The sequence below is a fragment of the Micromonospora sp. NPDC000089 genome (assembly GCF_042899365.1).
GTDB lineage: Bacteria > Actinomycetota > Actinomycetes > Mycobacteriales > Micromonosporaceae > Micromonospora.
Map to the genome: position 1 here is coordinate 44617 of NZ_JBIAZT010000015.1, position 16502 is coordinate 61118.

At 74.4% G+C, this 16502-nt stretch carries 20 protein-coding genes; 9 read left to right on the forward strand and 11 right to left on the reverse strand.

Features of this window, described 5'->3' with window-relative positions; genetic code table 11:
* Positions 1–278: 278 nt before the first annotated feature.
* The 4 genes from ACFY3U_RS23010 (at position 279) to ACFY3U_RS23025 (ending at position 3780) form a co-directional block, all read left to right on the forward strand.
* Positions 279–1976 carry a nitrite/sulfite reductase gene (locus tag ACFY3U_RS23010; protein ID WP_387205201.1) on the forward strand — a complete coding sequence of 566 codons (1698 nt, stop codon included), beginning with the start codon at positions 279–281 and terminating at the stop codon, positions 1974–1976.
* Positions 1973–2131 carry a hypothetical protein gene (locus ACFY3U_RS23015; protein ID WP_387205203.1) on the forward strand — a complete coding sequence of 53 codons (159 nt, stop codon included), beginning with the start codon at positions 1973–1975 and terminating at the stop codon, positions 2129–2131. The genes ACFY3U_RS23010 and ACFY3U_RS23015 overlap by 4 nt, the downstream gene beginning before the upstream one ends.
* Positions 2132–2239: 108 nt before the next feature.
* Complete coding sequence (locus ACFY3U_RS23020; protein WP_387205205.1) at positions 2240–3001, forward strand: phosphoadenylyl-sulfate reductase; 762 nt, start codon at positions 2240–2242, stop codon at positions 2999–3001.
* The gene (locus ACFY3U_RS23025) at positions 2983–3780 is read left to right on the forward strand and encodes a sirohydrochlorin chelatase (protein WP_387205207.1); all 798 of its coding nucleotides are present in this window, start codon (positions 2983–2985) and stop codon (positions 3778–3780) included. The genes ACFY3U_RS23020 and ACFY3U_RS23025 overlap by 19 nt, the downstream gene beginning before the upstream one ends.
* A 118-nt stretch (positions 3781–3898) precedes the next feature.
* Here ACFY3U_RS23025 and ACFY3U_RS23030 read toward each other — a convergent pair whose 3' ends face one another.
* Together ACFY3U_RS23030 and ACFY3U_RS23035 are read right to left on the reverse strand one after the other, a co-directional pair.
* On the reverse strand, positions 3899–4156 hold the full coding sequence (locus tag ACFY3U_RS23030) for a WhiB family transcriptional regulator (protein WP_073834718.1): 258 nt from the start codon (positions 4154–4156) through the stop codon (positions 3899–3901).
* Positions 4157–4602: 446 nt separating this feature from the next.
* A complete protein-coding gene (locus ACFY3U_RS23035) occupies positions 4603–5553 on the reverse strand; it encodes a diacylglycerol/lipid kinase family protein (protein ID WP_387205209.1) in 951 nt (316 codons plus the stop codon).
* Here ACFY3U_RS23035 and ACFY3U_RS23040 point away from each other — a divergent pair.
* Complete coding sequence (locus ACFY3U_RS23040; protein ID WP_387205211.1) at positions 5552–5986, forward strand: hypothetical protein; 435 nt, start codon at positions 5552–5554, stop codon at positions 5984–5986. The two genes, ACFY3U_RS23035 and ACFY3U_RS23040, sit on opposite strands and share 2 nt — an antisense overlap.
* Positions 5987–6043: 57 nt before the next feature.
* On the opposite strand, the gene ACFY3U_RS23045 is transcribed toward ACFY3U_RS23040, so the two are convergent.
* The 3 genes from ACFY3U_RS23045 to sodN form a co-directional block, all read right to left on the reverse strand.
* Positions 6044–6451 carry an anti-sigma regulatory factor gene (locus tag ACFY3U_RS23045; protein ID WP_387205213.1) on the reverse strand — a complete coding sequence of 136 codons (408 nt, stop codon included), beginning with the start codon at positions 6449–6451 and terminating at the stop codon, positions 6044–6046.
* The gene (locus ACFY3U_RS23050; RefSeq protein ID WP_387205340.1) at positions 6448–6939 is read right to left on the reverse strand and encodes a GNAT family N-acetyltransferase; all 492 of its coding nucleotides are present in this window, start codon (positions 6937–6939) and stop codon (positions 6448–6450) included. Before ACFY3U_RS23050 ends, ACFY3U_RS23045 begins: the two co-directional genes overlap by 4 nt.
* A 65-nt stretch (positions 6940–7004) precedes the next feature.
* Positions 7005–7409 (reverse strand): superoxide dismutase, Ni, encoded by a 405-nt coding sequence (gene sodN / locus ACFY3U_RS23055; protein ID WP_387205215.1) that lies wholly within the window; start codon positions 7407–7409, stop codon positions 7005–7007.
* 84 nt (positions 7410–7493) lie between these two features.
* Here sodN and ACFY3U_RS23060 point away from each other — a divergent pair, with 84 nt between their 5' ends.
* From ACFY3U_RS23060 to ACFY3U_RS23070, 3 genes are all read left to right on the forward strand, one after another.
* A complete protein-coding gene (locus ACFY3U_RS23060) occupies positions 7494–7832 on the forward strand; it encodes a S26 family signal peptidase (protein ID WP_387205217.1) in 339 nt (112 codons plus the stop codon).
* 144 nt (positions 7833–7976) lie between these two features.
* Positions 7977–9155: an NADP-dependent malic enzyme gene (locus ACFY3U_RS23065; protein WP_387205219.1), complete on the forward strand. Its 1179-nt coding sequence runs from the start codon at positions 7977–7979 to the stop codon at positions 9153–9155.
* A 75-nt stretch (positions 9156–9230) separates the two neighbouring features.
* Positions 9231–10190: a zinc-binding dehydrogenase gene (locus ACFY3U_RS23070; RefSeq protein ID WP_387205221.1), complete on the forward strand. Its 960-nt coding sequence runs from the start codon at positions 9231–9233 to the stop codon at positions 10188–10190.
* A 17-nt stretch (positions 10191–10207) separates the two neighbouring features.
* Here ACFY3U_RS23070 and ACFY3U_RS23075 read toward each other — a convergent pair whose 3' ends face one another.
* The 3 genes from ACFY3U_RS23075 to ACFY3U_RS23085 form a co-directional block, all read right to left on the reverse strand.
* Positions 10208–11191 carry an alpha/beta hydrolase family protein gene (locus ACFY3U_RS23075; protein WP_387205223.1) on the reverse strand — a complete coding sequence of 328 codons (984 nt, stop codon included), beginning with the start codon at positions 11189–11191 and terminating at the stop codon, positions 10208–10210.
* A gap of 56 nt (positions 11192–11247) precedes the next feature.
* Positions 11248–11778 carry a nucleotidyltransferase domain-containing protein gene (locus ACFY3U_RS23080; protein ID WP_387205225.1) on the reverse strand — a complete coding sequence of 177 codons (531 nt, stop codon included), beginning with the start codon at positions 11776–11778 and terminating at the stop codon, positions 11248–11250.
* 100 nt (positions 11779–11878) lie between these two features.
* Positions 11879–12766, reverse strand: coding sequence for an alpha/beta hydrolase family protein (locus ACFY3U_RS23085; RefSeq protein ID WP_387205227.1), 888 nt, complete (start codon positions 12764–12766; stop codon positions 11879–11881).
* A gap of 159 nt (positions 12767–12925) precedes the next feature.
* Here ACFY3U_RS23085 and ACFY3U_RS23090 point away from each other — a divergent pair, with 159 nt between their 5' ends.
* Positions 12926–13099: a hypothetical protein gene (locus tag ACFY3U_RS23090; RefSeq protein WP_387205228.1), complete on the forward strand. Its 174-nt coding sequence runs from the start codon at positions 12926–12928 to the stop codon at positions 13097–13099.
* Positions 13100–13106: 7 nt separating this feature from the next.
* Here ACFY3U_RS23090 and ACFY3U_RS23095 read toward each other — a convergent pair whose 3' ends face one another.
* The 3 genes from ACFY3U_RS23095 to ACFY3U_RS23105 form a co-directional block, all read right to left on the reverse strand.
* On the reverse strand, positions 13107–14225 hold the full coding sequence (locus ACFY3U_RS23095; protein ID WP_387205230.1) for an acetate/propionate family kinase: 1119 nt from the start codon (positions 14223–14225) through the stop codon (positions 13107–13109).
* Positions 14222–16288 carry a phosphate acetyltransferase gene (gene pta / locus ACFY3U_RS23100; protein WP_387205232.1) on the reverse strand — a complete coding sequence of 689 codons (2067 nt, stop codon included), beginning with the start codon at positions 16286–16288 and terminating at the stop codon, positions 14222–14224. Before pta ends, ACFY3U_RS23095 begins: the two co-directional genes overlap by 4 nt.
* Before the next feature lie 66 nt (positions 16289–16354).
* Positions 16355–16498: a DUF6104 family protein gene (locus tag ACFY3U_RS23105; protein WP_387205234.1), complete on the reverse strand. Its 144-nt coding sequence runs from the start codon at positions 16496–16498 to the stop codon at positions 16355–16357.
* Positions 16499–16502: the final 4 nt, after the last annotated feature.

The window sequence follows — 16502 nt, forward strand, 5'->3', positions numbered from 1 at the left end:
ATGTGGGATGTGGCACGCGGTCATTGGCCGGTCAACCGGGCGTGTGGGAGCATGGTTGCCATGACCGCCGCCGTCGTCCGCCGCTTCGTGGCCCGTCGCCACGTCGACTACGGCCGCGTGCGCAGCGCGATCTGTCCGGCCCACTGACGACGCCCGACAATTCTGTCTCGGGTGCGTGATCCGCGCCGGCCGTTCCGACCCCCGCACGGCCCCTGAACTCCGCCGGCTGCCGCGTTCGTGCACCTCCCGACGTACCGCGAACAACGGAGGACGCCGCGATGGCGGTCAGCAGCACCCCGGCCCGGCCCGACAACCCGCCGGCCTCTCGCCGTCCCCGTGGGCAGGGGCAGTGGGCGCTCGGCCACCGCGAGCCGCTGAACGCCAACGAGCGGATCAAGAAGGACGACGACCCGCTGAACGTCCGCGCCCGGATCGAGAACATCTACGCCCACCGGGGCTTCGCCTCGATCGACCCGCAGGACCTGCGCGGCCGGTTCCGCTGGTGGGGCCTCTACACCCAGCGCAAGGCGGGCATCGACGGCGGGCGCACGGCGGTACTGGAGCCGCACGAGCTCGAGGACGAGTTCTTCATGCTCCGGGTCCGGGTCGACGGCGGCCAGCTCAGCCTGGCCCAGCTGCGGGTGATCGCGGACATCTCCCGGGAGTTCGCCCGGGGCACCGCCGACATCACCGACCGGCAGAACATCCAGTACCACTGGATCCGGGTCGAGGACATGCCGGAGATCTGGCGCCGGCTGGAGTCGGTCGGCCTGCAGACCACCGAGGCGTGCGGCGACTGCCCGCGGATCGTGCTGGGCAGCCCGGTCGCCGGGGTGGCCCGCGACGAGCTGATCGACCCGACGCCGGCGATCGACGAGATCGTCCGCCGGTACGTCGGCGACAAGGCGTACTCGAACCTCCCCCGCAAGTTCAAGTCGACGATCTCGTGGCTGGTGGACACCCCGTACGAGGCGAACGACATCGCGTTCCTCGGCGTGGACCATCCGGAGCACGGCCCCGGCTTCGACCTCTGGGTCGGCGGCGGCCTGTCCACCAACCCGATGCTGGCGCAGCGGCTGGGCGCCTGGGTGCCGCTGGCCGAGGTGCCGGACGTGTGGGCCGGAGTGGTCGGCATCTTCCGTGACTACGGCTACCGCCGGCTGCGCAACCGGGCCCGGCTGAAGTTCCTGGTCGCCGACTGGGGGGTGGAGAGGTTCCGCGAGGTGCTGGAGAAGGAGTACCTGGGCCGCACCCTGCTGGACGGGCCCGCCCCGCAGCTGCCGGCGAAGCCGGTCGACCACATCGGCGTGCACGAGCAGGCCGACGGCCGGCACTACGTCGGCGCCGCGCCGGTGGTCGGGCGGGTCTCCGGCGGTCAGCTGGCGCAGCTCGCCGACGTGGTCGAGGCGCACGGCAGCGACCGGGTACGGCTCACCCCGTACCAGAAGCTGCTGGTGCTCGACGTGCCGCCGGCGCGGACGGAGTCCCTGGTGGACGCGCTGCGCGGGATCGGTCTGGAGGCCCGGCCGTCGGCCTGGCGCCGGGGCACGATGGCCTGCACCGGCATCGAGTTCTGCAAGCTGGCCATCGTCGAGACCAAGCGCCGCGGCGAGGAGCTGGTGGCCCGGCTGGAGGAGCGGCTGCGCGACTTCGACGCGGACATCTCCATCCACCTCAACGGCTGCCCGAACGCCTGCGCCCGCACCCAGGTCGCCGACATCGGGCTCAAGGGTCAGCTGGTGGTGGGCCCGGACGGCCGGCAGGTGGAGGGCTTCCAGGTGCACCTGGGTGGTGGTCTCGGCATGGCGCAGGGGCAGACCGCCGGCTTCGGTCGCAAGCTGCGCGGTCTGAAGACCACCGCCGACGAGCTTCCCGAGTACGTGGAACGACTGGCCCGCCGCTACCTGGCCGGCCGGAGCGAGGGCGAGACGTTCGCCAACTGGGTTGTCCGGGTCGACGAGGAGGAGCTTCGATGAGCGAGACCCGTTCCGCGCCGCTGTACTGCCCGTACTGCGGCGAGGAGGACCTGCGGCCGAGCGAGGCCGGGCACGGGGCGTGGGAGTGCCACGCCTGCGCCCGCGTCTTCACGGTGAAGTTCACCGGCCTGCTCTCCCGGGCGGTGACCCGGTGAGCGCGAGGAGTGAGCTTGCGAGCCCCGCAGTCGCGAACGAAAGGCGGACCCGGTGAGCGCGAGGAGTGAGCTTGCGAGCCCCGCAGTCGCGAACGAAAGGCGGACCCGATGACGCTGGCTTCTGCCGCCAACCTGGGCCTGGTCGGGCTCGACGGCCCGCAGACCGCCGACCCGACCCGCCGCACCCCCGAGGAGCTGCGCGCGCTGGCCGAGCGGGCCGGCCGTGAGCTGGAGGGCGCCCCGGCGCTGGAGATCGCCCGGTGGGCGGCCGAGACCTTCGGTGACCGGTTCTGCGTGACCAGCTCGATGGCCGACGCCGTGCTGGCGCACCTGGTGTCCCGGGTCGCGCCAGGGGTGGACGTGGTGTTCCTCGACACCGGGCTGCACTTCCCCGAGACGCTGCGGGTCCGCGACGAGGTGGCCCGCCGGCTGCCGGTCAACGTGCGCTCGATCCGGCCCCGGCTCACCGTCGGGCAGCAGGACGGCGAGTACGGCCCGCGGCTGTTCAACCGCGCTCCGGACGAGTGCTGCCAGCTGCGCAAGGTCGAGCCGCTGGAGCGGGCGCTGGCCGGTTACGACGCCTGGGCCGCCGGGCTGCGCCGGGACGAGTCGCCGACCCGGGCGAACACCCCGGTGGTCACGTTCGACGCCCGGCGGGGCCGCGTCAAGGTCAACCCGATCGCGGCATGGACCCAGTCCGATGTCGACTCCTACATCTCCCGGTACGACATCCCGGTCAACGAGCTGTTCAGCCGGGGCTACGGCTCGATCGGCTGCTGGCCGTGCACCCGCCGGACGAAGGCGGGGGAGGACCCGCGGGCCGGCCGGTGGGCGATGTTCGAGAAGACCGAGTGCGGGCTGCACGTCTGACGGACGCGGCGGTCGGGTCGGGGACACCCGGCCCGACACCGCCCGTGGTGCTGGTCGCGCACGGCAGCCGGGACCCGCGGGCGGCCGAGGCGACCCGGGCGCTCGCCCGGGCCGTCGAGGCGGCCCGTCCCGGCGCTCGGGTGCTGCCGTCCTGGCTGGACCACACCGAGCCCGGACCGGCGGAGGTGCTGCGCGCGCTGGGCGCCGCCGGCCACCCCGGCGCCGTCGTGGTGCCACTGCTGCTCACCGCCGCCTACCACCGCCGGGTCGACGTGCCGGCGGCGGTCCGGGCCGCCCGGGAGGCCGCGCCACACCTGGCGGTACGGATCACCGACGTGCTCGGCCCGGCCGGAAGGCCGGTCGCCCCGGCGCTGCTGGCCGGCCTGGCCCGACGGCTCGCCGAGGCCGATCCGGGCGAGCCGGCCGGCCCGGGCGAGCTGGACGCGTTGGTGCTGGCCGCGGCGGGCACCCGGGACGCGCGGGCCCGTGGCTCGGTCGGGCGGGTCGCCGCGGCGATGGGGGAGCGGTTCGGGGTGCCCTGCCGGGTGGCGTACGCCTCGGCGGCCCCACCGGCGGCCGGCGCGGCGGTGGCCCGGCTGCGGGCGGCGGGCGCCCGGCGGGTGGCGGTGGCGGCGTATTTCCTCGCGCCCGGGCGGTTCCACGACGCGGTGCTGGCGGCCGGGCGGGCGGCCGGGGCGGTGGCGGTCAGCGGGCCGTTGACCGACGCGCCCGAACTGGTCGACCTGGTGCTAGACCGGGTCGACGCGGCCCCGAGCTGACCGGCGCGCACTGAGCGGCGGCGCAGGGCGGGCCGGTCGTCGACCGGGCCGGACGCTGCCGGGCAGCAGGACGCCCCGGTGGCTGGGAGGCCACCGGGGCGTACGGCTGTGTGATGGGTCAGGCGGAGTGAGCGCGCAACACCCGGAGACCGCCGCGGCGCTTGACCGCGCGGCGCTCCTCCTCGCTCATCCCGCCCCAGACGCCGGCGTCCTGCCCGGACTCCAGCGCCCACTGCAGGCACTGGTCGGTCACGGGGCAGCGCCTGCAGACGGCCTTGGCCTGTTCCACCTGCAGGAGGGCCGGGCCGGACGTCCCGATCGGGAAGAACAGCTCCGGGTCCTCATCGCGGCAGACGGCATCGTGGCGCCAGTCCATGGCGGCAACACTCCTCATTCTGGATGGGTGGCAGATAACGCTCGTGCTTTTTTCTTATACGCATCCGCAGTGCCGGTCGTAACGGTTCGCGTCCGACTATTCGGCAGTGCGTGAGCAGGCTCTGTTGGCACCTGGGGCGCACCTGGAAGTGCTCAACCTGACGAGCATATCCAGGCAATGTCCCGGTAACTCAAGTTCGCTTGTGAATACTTTCACGAACGGTGTCGATGTCAAGGGTGCCGCTCGGAAAAACTCCGGACGGTGAGCAAGCTCACGACCCTTTTGTCCGGGTTTCAGGCGTCCCTGGTTACCCGCCGTACCACAGCCGAGGATCAATATAGTACACTCGGCGTGACATTGCTGACATTTCCGGCACCTTCCCCTCAGTGTCGCGGTCACCGTCGTGGGGTGACCGGAGCCGCTCGACCTAGGGCGTTACCCGAACCTCAGCAGATTACTCTCAGTGCGTCGGGTACGGAGGTGAATCTGACTTTGTCCCGCTCGCCGAGGTAGTCCCCGTCCAGCTGGAACGCCTGCGGACGGGCCGAGAGCAGGGTGAACTCCGGCACGTCGTGCAGCCGCAGCACCTGCTTCCCGCGCGGGTCGGCGTGTCGGGCCAGCGACTGCCTCACTGTCCGTGCGGTGCTGGCGACCCGCAGTTGACGCATGGCGAGCACGTCCAGCCCGAGGTCGAACGACGCCTCCGGGTTCGGATTGATCTCCCGGTCGCCCAGGTACGTCCACGGCGCGGTGTTCTGGATGATGACCGTGGACAGGTTGCCCTCACCCTCCTCACCCGGCCGCTCCAGCGTGATCGCGGGATGCCGGCGGTCGGAGGCGAGGAAGTACTGACCGAGGGTCGAGCGTACGTAGAGCGACGGGGTGGAGACCCGACCCCGTCGCCGGGCCTGCTCCACCCGGTGGATCACCGCCGCGTCCACCCCGAAGCCGGCGCAGAAGGTGAAGTACCGGTCGTCCGCCCGGCCCAGCCCGATCGTCCGGAAGCGGCCCAGCCGCAGCCCCTCCAGGATCATGCTGGTGCCCTCGGGCCACTCCCGGGGCAGGCCCAGGGCGCGGGCGAACACGTTGGTCGAGCCGCCCGGCACGGTCGCCAGGGCGGGCAGCCGTTGCGCCGCGGTGCCGCCGGTGCGGAACGTCGGCGGCTGCGCCGCCATCAGCCCGTTGACCACCTCGTTGACCGTGCCGTCACCACCGAGGGTGACGACCACGTCGACGCCCTCCTCGGCCGCCTCCCGCGCCAGGTCCATCGCGTGCCCGCGCCGACGGGTGTAGCGCACGGACAGCTCCACCTCGCTGCGCAGCGCCCGGACCAACACGTCCCGGCTGCGCTCGCTGGTGGTGGTGGCCTTCGGATTGACCAGCAGGACGGCCCGCATGGGCGGCACTGTACCGCGCGGCGACCCCGGTATCGTGTCGCCCGTGACGTTCGACTCCGGCCCGGTTCCCGACACCCTCCGCTGGGCCGTACGGCTGCTGCGGGGCGAGGCGGTGGCGGTGGCCCTGCTCGCCGCCTGGCTGGTCTGGGCGGATCTCACCGCACGCCGGACCGACCTGGTGTCCGCACTCTTCGTGACCGGCTTCGCCGTCGCCGGCGCGGTCGCGCTCTGGGCCCTCGGCGGCGCGCTGGCCCGTCGCCGCGCGGGCGCACGGGCACCGGCCATCGTGCTCCAGCTGCTGCTGCTGCCGGTGGGCTGGTTCATGATCTCCGGCGGCCTGGGCTGGCTCGGGGTGCCGCTGATCCTGCTCGGCGTCGGGGTGAGCGCGCTGCTGGTCAGCCCGCCCACCACCAGGGCGCTCGGCTTCGAGTGAACCGACCGGCGTCGCCCGGCCGAGATCACGGCCGGGCGGGCCGAGGCGGGCGGTGGCTCAGTAGCCGGTGGAGCGGCGGGTGAGCAGCGAGATGGTCGCCCGGCCGTCGGTGGCCCGGGCGGCGGCGCCGGTGGTCAGCGCGGTGAGCACCTTCCAGGCGAAGGACGACTCGGACGGCAGCGTGGCGCCGCGCACCGTGGGCACGGTGACCTCGACCGACAGCGCGTCCTCGGTGACCGCGAAGCGGCAGGACAGCTCCGCGTCCCGGGTGGCGATGGCGAGCAGCATGGCGCAGGCCTCGTCGACCGCGATCCGCAGGTCCTCGATCTCGTCGAGGGCGAACTGGAGGCGGGCCGCGAGACCCGCCGTGGCGGTGCGGAGCACGCCGAGGTAACCGCCGTCGGCGGGCACCGTCAGGTGCACCACGTCGTCGTCGGTGGTCGGCCGGCCGGTCAGTTGAGTCACGCCTCACCCCTCCGGTCGGGGACTCTACCCGTACGGGCCGCCGACCGGGTGGGTACGGTCCCCGCCTGCCCGGCCAGGTCGCGCAGCGCCGCCCCGGTGAGCCGGTACGGGACCCACTCGTCCAGCCGGTCGGCGCCGATCGCGGCATAGAAGCCGGCGGCCGGGTTCCAGTTCAGCATCCACCAGTCGAGCCGCTGGTAGCCCCGCCGCACACAGATGTCGGCCAGCGCCGCCAGCAGCAGCCGGCCCGCCCCGGTGCCGCGGGCGCCCGGGCGGACGTAGAGATCCTCCAGGTAGATGCCGTGCGTACCGGCCCAGGTGGAGAAGTTGAGGAACCACAGCGCGAAGCCGACCGGCTCGTCGTGACCGTCCACCGCCACGTGCCCGAAGAGCGCGGGCGCGGGGCCGAACAGCGCGGCGGTCAGCTGCGCCTCGGTGAGCCCGCACTGATCGGCGGCGTGCTCGTAGTCGGCCAGCTCGTGCACCATCGCGACGACGGCCGGCACGTCCTCGGGACGTGCCGGCCGGATCGTCGGCGCCGAAGGAACAGGCGTCACGCCTTCTTGGTCTCCCAGAAGATCTTCGAGATCTCGTCGATCTTCTGCAGCAGCTCGTCGGCCTTGGCCGGGTCGGTCGCGCCCTTGGCGCCGGCCGCGCCGGCGGCCTTGGTGGCCTCGTTGAACAGCTGGTGCAGGTGCGGGTACTTCTCGAAGTGGGCCGGCTTGAAGTAGTCGGTCCACAGCACCCAGAGGTGGTGCTTGACCAGGTCGGCCCGCTGCTCCTTGATCAGGATCGCCCGGGTACGGAACTCCGGGTCGGTGTTCGACTGGTACTTCTCGCAGATCATTTTGACCGACTCGGCCTCGATCCGGGCCTGCGCCGGGTCGTAGACGCCGCACGGCAGGTCACAGTGGGCGCTGACGGTCACACGGGGCGTGAGGATGCGGGGAAGTCGCATCAGTGTCCTCCACGGGATGTTTGCGATGATCGAACCCGACACTACTCCTGGAGAGGTCCCCGGCAGGGGCGGAGGGGAAACCTGGTGGCCGTCGAGGAAGTCCGGCTGCGCCGGCCGTTCACCGCCGTCGGGGTGACCGGGCCGTCCATGTCGCCGACCCTGCGGCACGGCGACGCGCTGCTGGTCCGCCGCGGCGGTCGCCCGGTCCGCGCCGGCGACGTGGTGGTCGCGGTCTTCCGCACCCGCCCGGGGCTGCTCGTGGTCAAGCGCGCGGTCCGCCCGCAGGACGGCGGCTGGTGGGTACGCGGGGACAACGACCTGGTCACCGACGACTCCCGGGCGTACGGGGTGGCCGACGTGCTCGGCCGGGTGGTGGCCCGCTACTGGCCCCGCCCCGGCCCGATCCGTCCCGTACGGTTATGAGCCTGCTCACATCCGGGTGCCGGGCTCGGCACTATGCTCGGCCTGTGCCCGGGTGACCCCCGCACCGCGCGCCGCCGGATCCGCCGCACCACCTCGCGCCCGCGCCGGCCTGCCCCGTCCGTTTCGACGAGACCTGGAGTCACCATGCCCGCGTCCACCGTGGATCCCCACGATCCCGTCTTCCGGCTGCACGTCGGGGGCAAGATGGCCGTCGCCTCGACGGTCCCGCTGACCAGCCGGGAGGACCTGTCCCTGGCGTACACCCCGGGGGTGGCCCGGGTGTGCGAGGCGATCGCCGCCGACCCGGCCCTGGTCGACGAGTACACCTGGGTGTCGCACGCCGTCGCGGTGGTCACCGACGGCTCGGCCGTGCTCGGGCTGGGCAACATCGGCCCGCGCGCCGCGCTGCCGGTGATGGAGGGCAAGGCGGTGCTGTTCAAGCAGTTCGGCGGCGTGGACGCGGTGCCGATCTGCCTGGACACCCAGGACGTCGACGAGATCGTCGCGACGGTCACCGCGCTCGCCCCGTCGTTCGGCGGGATCAACCTGGAGGACATCAGCGCCCCGCGCTGCTTCGAGGTGGAGCGCCGGCTGGACGAGGCGCTGCCGATCCCGGTCTTCCACGACGACCAGCACGGCACCGCGATCGTGGTGCTGGCCGCGCTGCGGAACGCCGCCACGCTGCTCAACCGCAAGCTGGGCGACCTGCGGGTGACGGTCAGCGGGGCCGGCGCGGCCGGCGTGGCGGTCACCCACATGCTGGTGGCCGGTGGGGTGAACCCGGGCCAGGTGGTGGTCTGCGACTCCAAGGGGATCATCGGCCGGCACCGCCCCGACCTCACCGAGACCAAGGCGTACCTGGCCGAAACCACCAACGCCGAGGGGCGCGAGGGCGACGTCACCGAGGCGCTGCGCGGCGCGGACGTGCTGGTCGGCGTCTCCGGCGGGCGGATCCCCGAGGCGGCGGTGGCCGGGATGGCCCCCGGCGGCATCGTGTTCGCGCTGGCCAACCCGAACCCGGAGGTGGACCCGGAGGTGGCCGGCCGGCACGTGGCGGTGGTCGCCACCGGGCGCAGCGACCACCCCAACCAGATCAACAACGTGCTCGCCTTCCCCGGCGTGTTCCGGGGCGCGCTGGACGCCCGGGCCACCCGGATCACCGACGGGATGAAGGTGGCCGCCGCCGACGCGATCGCCGGGGTGGTCGCCGAGTCGCTCACCGCCGACGCGATCGTGCCGTCCCCGCTGGACCCGCGGGTCGCCCCCGCGGTGGCCGAGGCGGTCGCCGAGGCGGCCCGCCGGGACGGCGTGGCCCGCCGCTGACCGCCGGGCGGGGTGCCCGGTGACCGGGGACCCCGCCCGCCCGGCACTGTCTCGACGGCCGCGGTCCTTGTTACCGTGCCGGGCATGCGTGCCGCCTATGCCTCCCGCTTCGACGCCGACACCCCGCTCGCCGCGCTCACTGTGGGTGACCGCCCCGAGCCGACCCCGGACGAGGGCTGGGTGACCGTGCAGGTGACAGCCAGCTCGCTCAACCACCACGACCTGTGGTCGCTGCGCGGGATCGGCCTGACCGAGGCGCAGCTGCCGATGATCCTGGGCTGCGACGCGGTCGGCACCGACCCGGACGGCAACCCGGTGGTGGTCTACCCGGTGGTGCCCACCCCGGGCGATCCCCGCGGGGTCACCATTCTCTCCGAGCACTACGCCGGCACGTTCGCCGAGCGGGTGGCCGTACCCCGGGTGAATTTGGTGCCGTTGCCGGTGGGCCTGTCGCCGATCGACGCGGCGTGCCTGCCGACCGCCTGGCTCACCGCCTGGCGGATGCTGACCACCCGCGGCCGGATCGCCGACGGCGAGTCGGTGCTGGTCCAGGGCGCGGGCGGGGGCGTGGCCACCGCGGCCGTCGCGCTCGGCGTGGCGCTCGGCAAGCGGGTGTACGCGACCAGCCGCGACGCCGGTAAGCGGGAGCGGATCGCCGCGCTCGGGGCGACCGCGCTGGAGCCCGGCGCGCGGTTGCCCGAGCGGGTCGACGTGGTGATCGAGACGGTCGGCGCGGCCACCTTCGACCACTCGCTCAAGTCGGCCGCCCCGATGGCCCGGATCGTGGTCTCCGGCGCGACCGCCGGGCACGAGCCGAAGGTCAACCTGCGTCGGGTCTTCGCCATGCAGCTGGAGATCCTCGGCACCTCGATGGGCACCCCCGGCGAGCTGACCGAACTGCTGGCCTTCTGCGCCGAGCACGAGGTGCGCCCGGTGGTGGACAGCGTGCTGCCGTTCGGCGAGGTGGCGGACGCCTTCGCCCGGCTGCACTCCGGTGACGTCTTCGGCAAGGTGGTGCTCGACCACACCGCCTGAGCGGGCGCGCGGGCCGGTCAGAGGTGGTCGTCGAGGGTGGCGATGGCGTCCCGGGTGGCCTCGGCGGGCAGCCGCCGCTTTGCCGTCGCGTCGCCGTAGAGCGTCCAGCGGAGGAACTCCGTCGTCGTGTCGGCGACCACCCGCAGCGCGGCGCCGTCGGTGAGCAGCGCCCGGCCGTGGTCGCCCTTCGGCAGGCTGAGCATCGCCTTCGGCCACGGCACGGCGTCGTAGACCGCCTTGCCGGCCGCGTACCCGACCACCTCGTCGGCCTCGCCGTGCACGAACAGCTGCGGGGCCGCCGCCCCGGCGAAGCCGGTGCCCACCCCGAGGGCGGTGCCGGCGAACACCACCCCGGCGTCCAGCCGCTCGTCCCGACCGGCGGTGAACAGGCCGATCGTGGTCACCCCGCCGGCCGAGTGCCCGGCCGCGGCCACCCGGTCGACCGCCAGCCGACCGCGCAGCGGGTCGCCGGCGGCGCCGTCGAGGGCGAGCACCTTGTCCAGCGCGTACGACACGTCGGCCGGCTGGTTCAGCACGTCCAGCACGTTGCCGTCGGTGCCCCGGGCGGTGTGCGGAAAGGTCGGCGCGGCCACCACGAACCCGGCCGCCGCCCAGCGGGTCAGCAGCAGCGCGTAGTCCTCCGGGCGGCCGTTCAGGCCGTGGCTGAACATCACCACCGGGAATCGGCCGGTCGCCGCCGTCGCGCCGCGCCGGGCCGCGTCACCGGCCGCCCCGGCCGCCGGGTACCAGACGGTCACCGGCAGCGCACGGCCGCCGCGGTCCAGCTTCAACTGGCGTACGCCCACCGCGAACGGCTCGGCCGGCGCTGTCCCGGCGGGTACCCGGGGCGCGGGAGCACTCGGCCTGGCCGCCTCCGGTGCCGGCCTGGACGCCTCCGGCGCCGCGGCGGGACGGTCGGTCGACGCGGGCGCCGAGCAGCCGACCAGGCCGGTGCCGAGCAGCGCGGCGGTCAGCAGCAGCGGGTGGGGGCGACGGGACATGAATTCGATTGTGCCTCGACGCAGTGGGCCAACCAGCGAGCTTGGCCACACCCGGGTCAGCCGGGCCGGCGGACGGCCCGCAGCCGGGCCAGGTCGGCGGCGTCCTTGGCCCGGCGCGGGCGCTCCGGCATCCACACCGGGTACATCTCCTTGAACTCGATCTGCGCCGCCACCCCGATCACCGGCGCGACCAGGGCGCCGATCCGGCTCTCGGGGCCGTCCAGCAGCCCGGCCGGCAGCGGGGTGCCGGCCCACGGGCCGCCGCCCACCACCACCCGGCCGGCGGCGTCCCGGTCCAGGTACGCGAAGCTCGCCTCGACGTCGCCCCGGACCAGGTCGAGCTGCGTCTCCACCGGCACCCGGGGATCCGGGGCCCAGCCGTGCCCGGTCAGCAGGGCGGCGAGCCGGTCGGCGTCGGCCCGCCAGCAGTACCAGTCGACGTCGGTGTGCGGCCGGGTCACCTCGCCGAGGCAGAAGTCCATCGCCCAGCCACCGCGCAGCCACACCGGGATGCCGGCCGGGGCGGTCAGCTCCAGCACCTGCGCGATGCTCGCCAACTGCCGCGCCGCGCGCTCGTCGATCTCCATCCCGTGCACGGTAGAACGCGCTCGGGTCGGCCGGCGAGCGGAAATTCGGTGGCGCGATCGGTCGACGAGGCCGGTCCCGCCGGGCGACTCCGTTCCCGGGTCAGCCGCGCAGGCGGTCGTCGAGGGTGGTGACGCCGGGCGCCCGGGCGTCGGCGGGCAGCCGGCGGCCCGCCTCCCGGTCGTCGTAGAGGGTCCAGCGGAGGAAGTCGGTGGTGGTGGCCAACACCGGGTCGAAGCCGGGCCGGCCGGGGGTGAGGTACTCGCCGTGCCCCTGACCGAGCACCGACAGGAAGGCGGCCGGCCCGGTGGCCCGCGCGAACGCGGCCCGGCCCACCGAGGCGGGCACCACCGGGTCGGCGGTGCCGTGCACGAACAGCATCGGCGCGCTCGGGCCGGCGAAGGCGCCGGCCAGCCCGCCGCCGGCGATGACGATGCCCGCGCGCAGCCGGGGCGAGTGACCCGAGGTGAACATGCCGGCCGTGGTGAAGCCGCCCGCCGAGTGCCCGGCCGCGGCGAACCGGGTGGTGTCCAGGTGCCCGGCGAGCGGGTCGCCGGCGCGGGCGTCCAGCCGGACCAGGTAGCGGATCACCCGCCAGCCGTCGGCCGGCTGGTTGCGCACGTCGGCCCGGTCGAACCGGCGGCTGCGCAGGTTGGTGTGCGGATAGGTCGGCGCGGCCACCACGAGACCGGCGGCCGCCCACCGGCCGGTCAGCGCGGCGTGCAGGGCGGGCAGGCTGCGCAGGCCGTGGCTGTAGACCACCACCGGGAACCGGCCCGGGGCGACCCGGCCGTGCGCGGTCGGGTACCACAGGGTCACCGGCAGTGGCCGGGGACCGGCCGGGTCGATGGTCAGCGTGCGTACCGCGACGGGCTGTGGCGCGGTCGGGGCGTGCCGGGCCGGCGGCGGCCCCTCGGTCGCGGCGCCGGCCGGGCCGCAACCGGCCAGCAACGCCGTCACCAGCACGGCCACCAGCCGCCTCGCCCCCATGCCTCCACCGTATGGCCGGGCCACCGGTCGCGGCCCCGCCGTCCGGACCGGATCGGACCCGCCGCGCGGCCGGGCCCGCCTCCACCGCTCGGATCCGACACGTCACGCACCGTCCCGCGGGGGAGTGCGGAACCGCTCACTTCCGCTAGGGTTTCCGGCATGCCTGACGAGTACGTGGACCCGAGCGGCAACACCGAGCAGTTCCGCGCGTTCCTCCACGCGCCGGAGACCGTCGCGCCGGCGGCGGCGCCCTCCCGGCTGCCGCTGATCATCGGCGGCGCCGTCGCCGCGGTGGTGCTGATCGCCCTGGTGCTCTGGCTGGCGCTGGGCTGAGCCCGGCTCAGCCGGCCGCGGCGACCACCGCCCGGGTCTCCCGGGCGATCTCCCGCTCCTCGTCGGTGCCGATCACGCAGACGGTCACCTCCGTGCCGTCCGGCGAGATCACCCGGTCACCGGCGGCGTCGTTGCGCGCCGGGTCGACCGCGATGCCGAGCCGCTCCAGCCCGACCAGCGCCGCCGCCCGTACGGGTGCGGCGTGCTCGCCCACCCCGGCGGTGAAGGCGACCGCGTCCACCCGCCCGAGCAGCGCGTAGTACGCCCCCACGTAGCCGGTGATCCGTCGACAGTAGACGTCGAAGGCGAGCGTCGCGGCCGGGTCCCCGGCGGCGCGGCGCTCCAGCACCTCGCGCATGTCGTTGGCGCCGGTCAGGCCGAGCAGCCCGCTGCGGTGGTTGAGCAGGTCGTCGATGTCGTCCACGCTCATCCCACCCTCGCGGCGCAGGTGGAAGACGATCGTCGGGTCCAGGTCGCCGCTGCGGGTGCCCATCACCAGGCCCTCCAGCGGGGACATGCCCATCGAGGTGGCCACGCTGCGGCCGCCCTGGACCGCGCAGGCGCTCGCCCCGTTGCCCAGGTGCAGGGTGATGGTGTTCAGCTCGTCGTACCGGCGGCCCAGCAGCTCGGCGGTGCGCTTCGAGACGTACGCGTGCGAGGTGCCGTGGAAGCCGTACCGGCGGACGTCGTACCGGCGGGCGGTGTCCCGGTCGATGGCGTAGGTCGCGGCGGCCTCGGGCAGGGTGTGGTGGAACGCGGTGTCGAAGACCGCCACCTGCGGCACGTCGGGCAGCGCCTCGCGGGCCACCTCGATGCCGGCCAGGTTCGCCGGGTTGTGCAGCGGGGCGAGCGGCACCAGCTCCTGGATCGCGGCGAAGACCGCGTCGTCGATCAGCACCGGCTCGCTGAACCGCCGGCCGCCGTGCACCACCCGGTGCCCGACCGCGGCCAGCCCGGTCAGGTCCAGCCGGTCGAGGATCTGCCGGACGGCCGCCTCGTGGTCGGCCGGCCCGCCGCCCGGCTCGCCGACCCGCTCCACGGTGCCCTTGGCCCGGACCTCCTCGCCGTCGTAGAGCCGGTACTTCACCGACGAGGACCCGCAGTTGAGGACCAGCACCCGGCTCACGACGGCTCCCCGGCGGCCTGGATGGCGGTGATCGCCACCGTGTTGACGATGTCGGGGACGGTCGCGCCCCGGGACAGGTCGTTGACCGGGCGGCGCAGGCCCTGCATCACCGGGCCGACCGCCACCGCGCCGGCCGAGCGCTGCACCGCCTTGTACGTGTTGTTGCCGGTGTTGAGGTCCGGGAAGATGAAGACCGTGGCCCGCCCGGCCACCTCGCTGTCCGGCAGCTTGGTGGCCGCCACCTGCGGGTCGATCGCCGCGTCGTACTGGATCGGGCCCTCGACCAGCAGCTCCGGCCGGCGCTCGCGGACCAGCCTGGTGGCCGCCGCGACCTTCTCCACGTCCGCGCCCGAGCCGGAAGCCCCGGTGGAGTACGACAGCATCGCCACCCGCGGTTCGATGCCGAACCGGGCGGCGGTGTCGGCCGAGGAGATGGCGATGTCGGCGAGCTGGGCGGCGTCCGGGTCGGGATTGACCGCGCAGTCGCCGTAGACCAGCACCCGGTCGGCGAGCAGCATGAAGAAGACGCTGGACGCGACCGAGACGCCCGGCACGGTACGGATGATCTCGAAGGCCGGGCGGATGGTGGCGGCGGTGGTGTGGGTGGCGCCGGAGACCATCCCGTCGGCGTGCCCGGTCGCCACCATCATGGTGCCGAAGTAGTTCGGCTGGGCCACCACGTCGTGCGCCAGCTCCTGGGTGACGCCCCGGTGGGCGCGCAGCTTCGCGTACCGGTCGGCGAACTCGTCGCGCAGCGGGCTGGTGGCCGGGTCGACCACGTCCGCGCCGGTGACGTCGATGCCCAGCTCGCGGGTGCGCCGGGCGATGTCGTCCGGGCGGCCGAGCAGGGTCAGGTCGGCCACCCCGCGGCGCAGCAGGATCTCCGTGGCGCGCAGGATCCGCTCCTCGGTGCCCTCCGGCAGCACCAGCCGGCGGCGGTCGGCCCGGGCCCGGTCGAGCAGGTCGTACTCGAACATCAGCGGGGTGACCCGCTCGGAGCGGCTCACCGACAGCCGGCGGGCCAGGTCGACGGTGTCCACGTTGTTCTCGAACGCGCCGAGCGCCGCCTCCACCTTGCGCGGGTTGGCCGGGCTCGGCCGGCCCTCGATCCGGCTGGACGCGGCCACCGTGTCGTAGCTGTCGCTGGGCACCGAGAGCACCGCCAGGCCGGTGTTCAACCCCTCGACCAGCCGCATGGCCCGCGGGTCGGGCCGCTCGCCGAGGGTGAGCACCAGGCCGGCCACGGAGACCTGGCCGGCGACGTGCGCGGCGCTCGCCGCGACCAGCAGGTCGGCCCGGTCGCCGGGGGTGATCACCAGCGCGCCCTCGGTCAGGTGGTCGAGCAGGGTGGGCACGTGCGCCGCGCCGACCACGTAGTCGAGCACGTCCCGGCCGAGCGCCGCGTCGTCGCCGGCCAGCAGGGTGGCGCCGAGCGCCGCCGCCACCTCGGCCACCGTCGGCGCCGACACGGCCGGCACCTCCGGAATGGCGTACGCCGGGACCGGCAGGTCGGGCAGCGGGGTCGGGCCGGACACCCGGTTGGCGATCACCGCCAGCACCGTCGCGCCCAGGTCCTCCAGATCGTGGTACGCCCCGCGCATCGCCGCCGCGACCGCCTCGGGCGGCTGCCCGAAGCCGTCCACCACCGGCACCACCACGCTGCCGAACTCGGTGGCCAGCCGGGCGTTGAAGGCCAGCTCGCGGGGGCCGGCGCCGTCCCCGCCGTCGGCGAAGTCGCTGCCCACCACGACCATGGCCGGGCACTGCCGCTCGACCGCGCGGTACCGCTCGACGATCCGGGAGATCAGCTCCTCCCGGCGCCCGTCGGCGACCAGCGCGACCGCCTCGGCGTGGCTGGCGCCGGCCAGCTCCGCGGTCGGCTGCTCGACCCGGTAACGGTCCTGGAGGAGGGCGAGGATCGGGTCGGGGCGGGCGCCGGCGACCAGCGGTCGGAACACGCCGATCCGCTCGACCTGCCGGGAGAGGAGTTCCGCGAGCCCGAGCGCGATGGTGGACTTACCCCCGCCGGAACCCACGCTGGTCAGGTAGACGCTGCGGGCCACGCCCCCACCCTAGAAGATCGCCGCCCCACCCGCCCGGGACCTTCGACCCGGACGCCCGACGCTCGGCTACTCGTCGTCCTCGTCGTCGAGGCGGGCCAGCCAGGTGGCGAAGCGCTCGATCGGCGTCTCGAACTCCGGGTTCAGGTCCACGAAGTCCCGCAGCCGCTCGCCGACCCACTCCAGCGAGACGGACTCCTCCCCCCGCCGCACGGAC

Bases quoted from the DNA above. Each gene is read 5' to 3' on its own strand.
- ACFY3U_RS23090 (WP_387205228.1), top strand. From the start codon at position 12,926: ATGCCTGACGAGTACGTGGACCCGAGCGGCAACACCGAGCAGTTCCGC.
- ACFY3U_RS23035 (WP_387205209.1), bottom strand. From the start codon at position 5,553: ATGCGGGCCGTCCTGCTGGTCAATCCGAAGGCCACCACCACCAGCGAG.
- ACFY3U_RS23075 (WP_387205223.1), bottom strand. From the start codon at position 11,191: ATGTCCCGTCGCCCCCACCCGCTGCTGCTGACCGCCGCGCTGCTCGGC.
- ACFY3U_RS23050 (WP_387205340.1), bottom strand. From the start codon at position 6,939: ATGGTGCACGAGCTGGCCGACTACGAGCACGCCGCCGATCAGTGCGGG.
- ACFY3U_RS23080 (WP_387205225.1), bottom strand. From the start codon at position 11,778: ATGGAGATCGACGAGCGCGCGGCGCGGCAGTTGGCGAGCATCGCGCAG.
- ACFY3U_RS23065 (WP_387205219.1), top strand. From the start codon at position 7,977: ATGCCCGCGTCCACCGTGGATCCCCACGATCCCGTCTTCCGGCTGCAC.
- ACFY3U_RS23040 (WP_387205211.1), top strand. From the start codon at position 5,552: ATGGGCGGCACTGTACCGCGCGGCGACCCCGGTATCGTGTCGCCCGTG.
- ACFY3U_RS23020 (WP_387205205.1), top strand. From the start codon at position 2,240: ATGACGCTGGCTTCTGCCGCCAACCTGGGCCTGGTCGGGCTCGACGGC.
- sodN (WP_387205215.1), bottom strand. From the start codon at position 7,409: ATGCGACTTCCCCGCATCCTCACGCCCCGTGTGACCGTCAGCGCCCAC.
- ACFY3U_RS23085 (WP_387205227.1), bottom strand. From the start codon at position 12,766: ATGGGGGCGAGGCGGCTGGTGGCCGTGCTGGTGACGGCGTTGCTGGCC.
- ACFY3U_RS23015 (WP_387205203.1), top strand. From the start codon at position 1,973: ATGAGCGAGACCCGTTCCGCGCCGCTGTACTGCCCGTACTGCGGCGAG.
- ACFY3U_RS23010 (WP_387205201.1), top strand. From the start codon at position 279: ATGGCGGTCAGCAGCACCCCGGCCCGGCCCGACAACCCGCCGGCCTCT.
- ACFY3U_RS23030 (WP_073834718.1), bottom strand. From the start codon at position 4,156: ATGGACTGGCGCCACGATGCCGTCTGCCGCGATGAGGACCCGGAGCTG.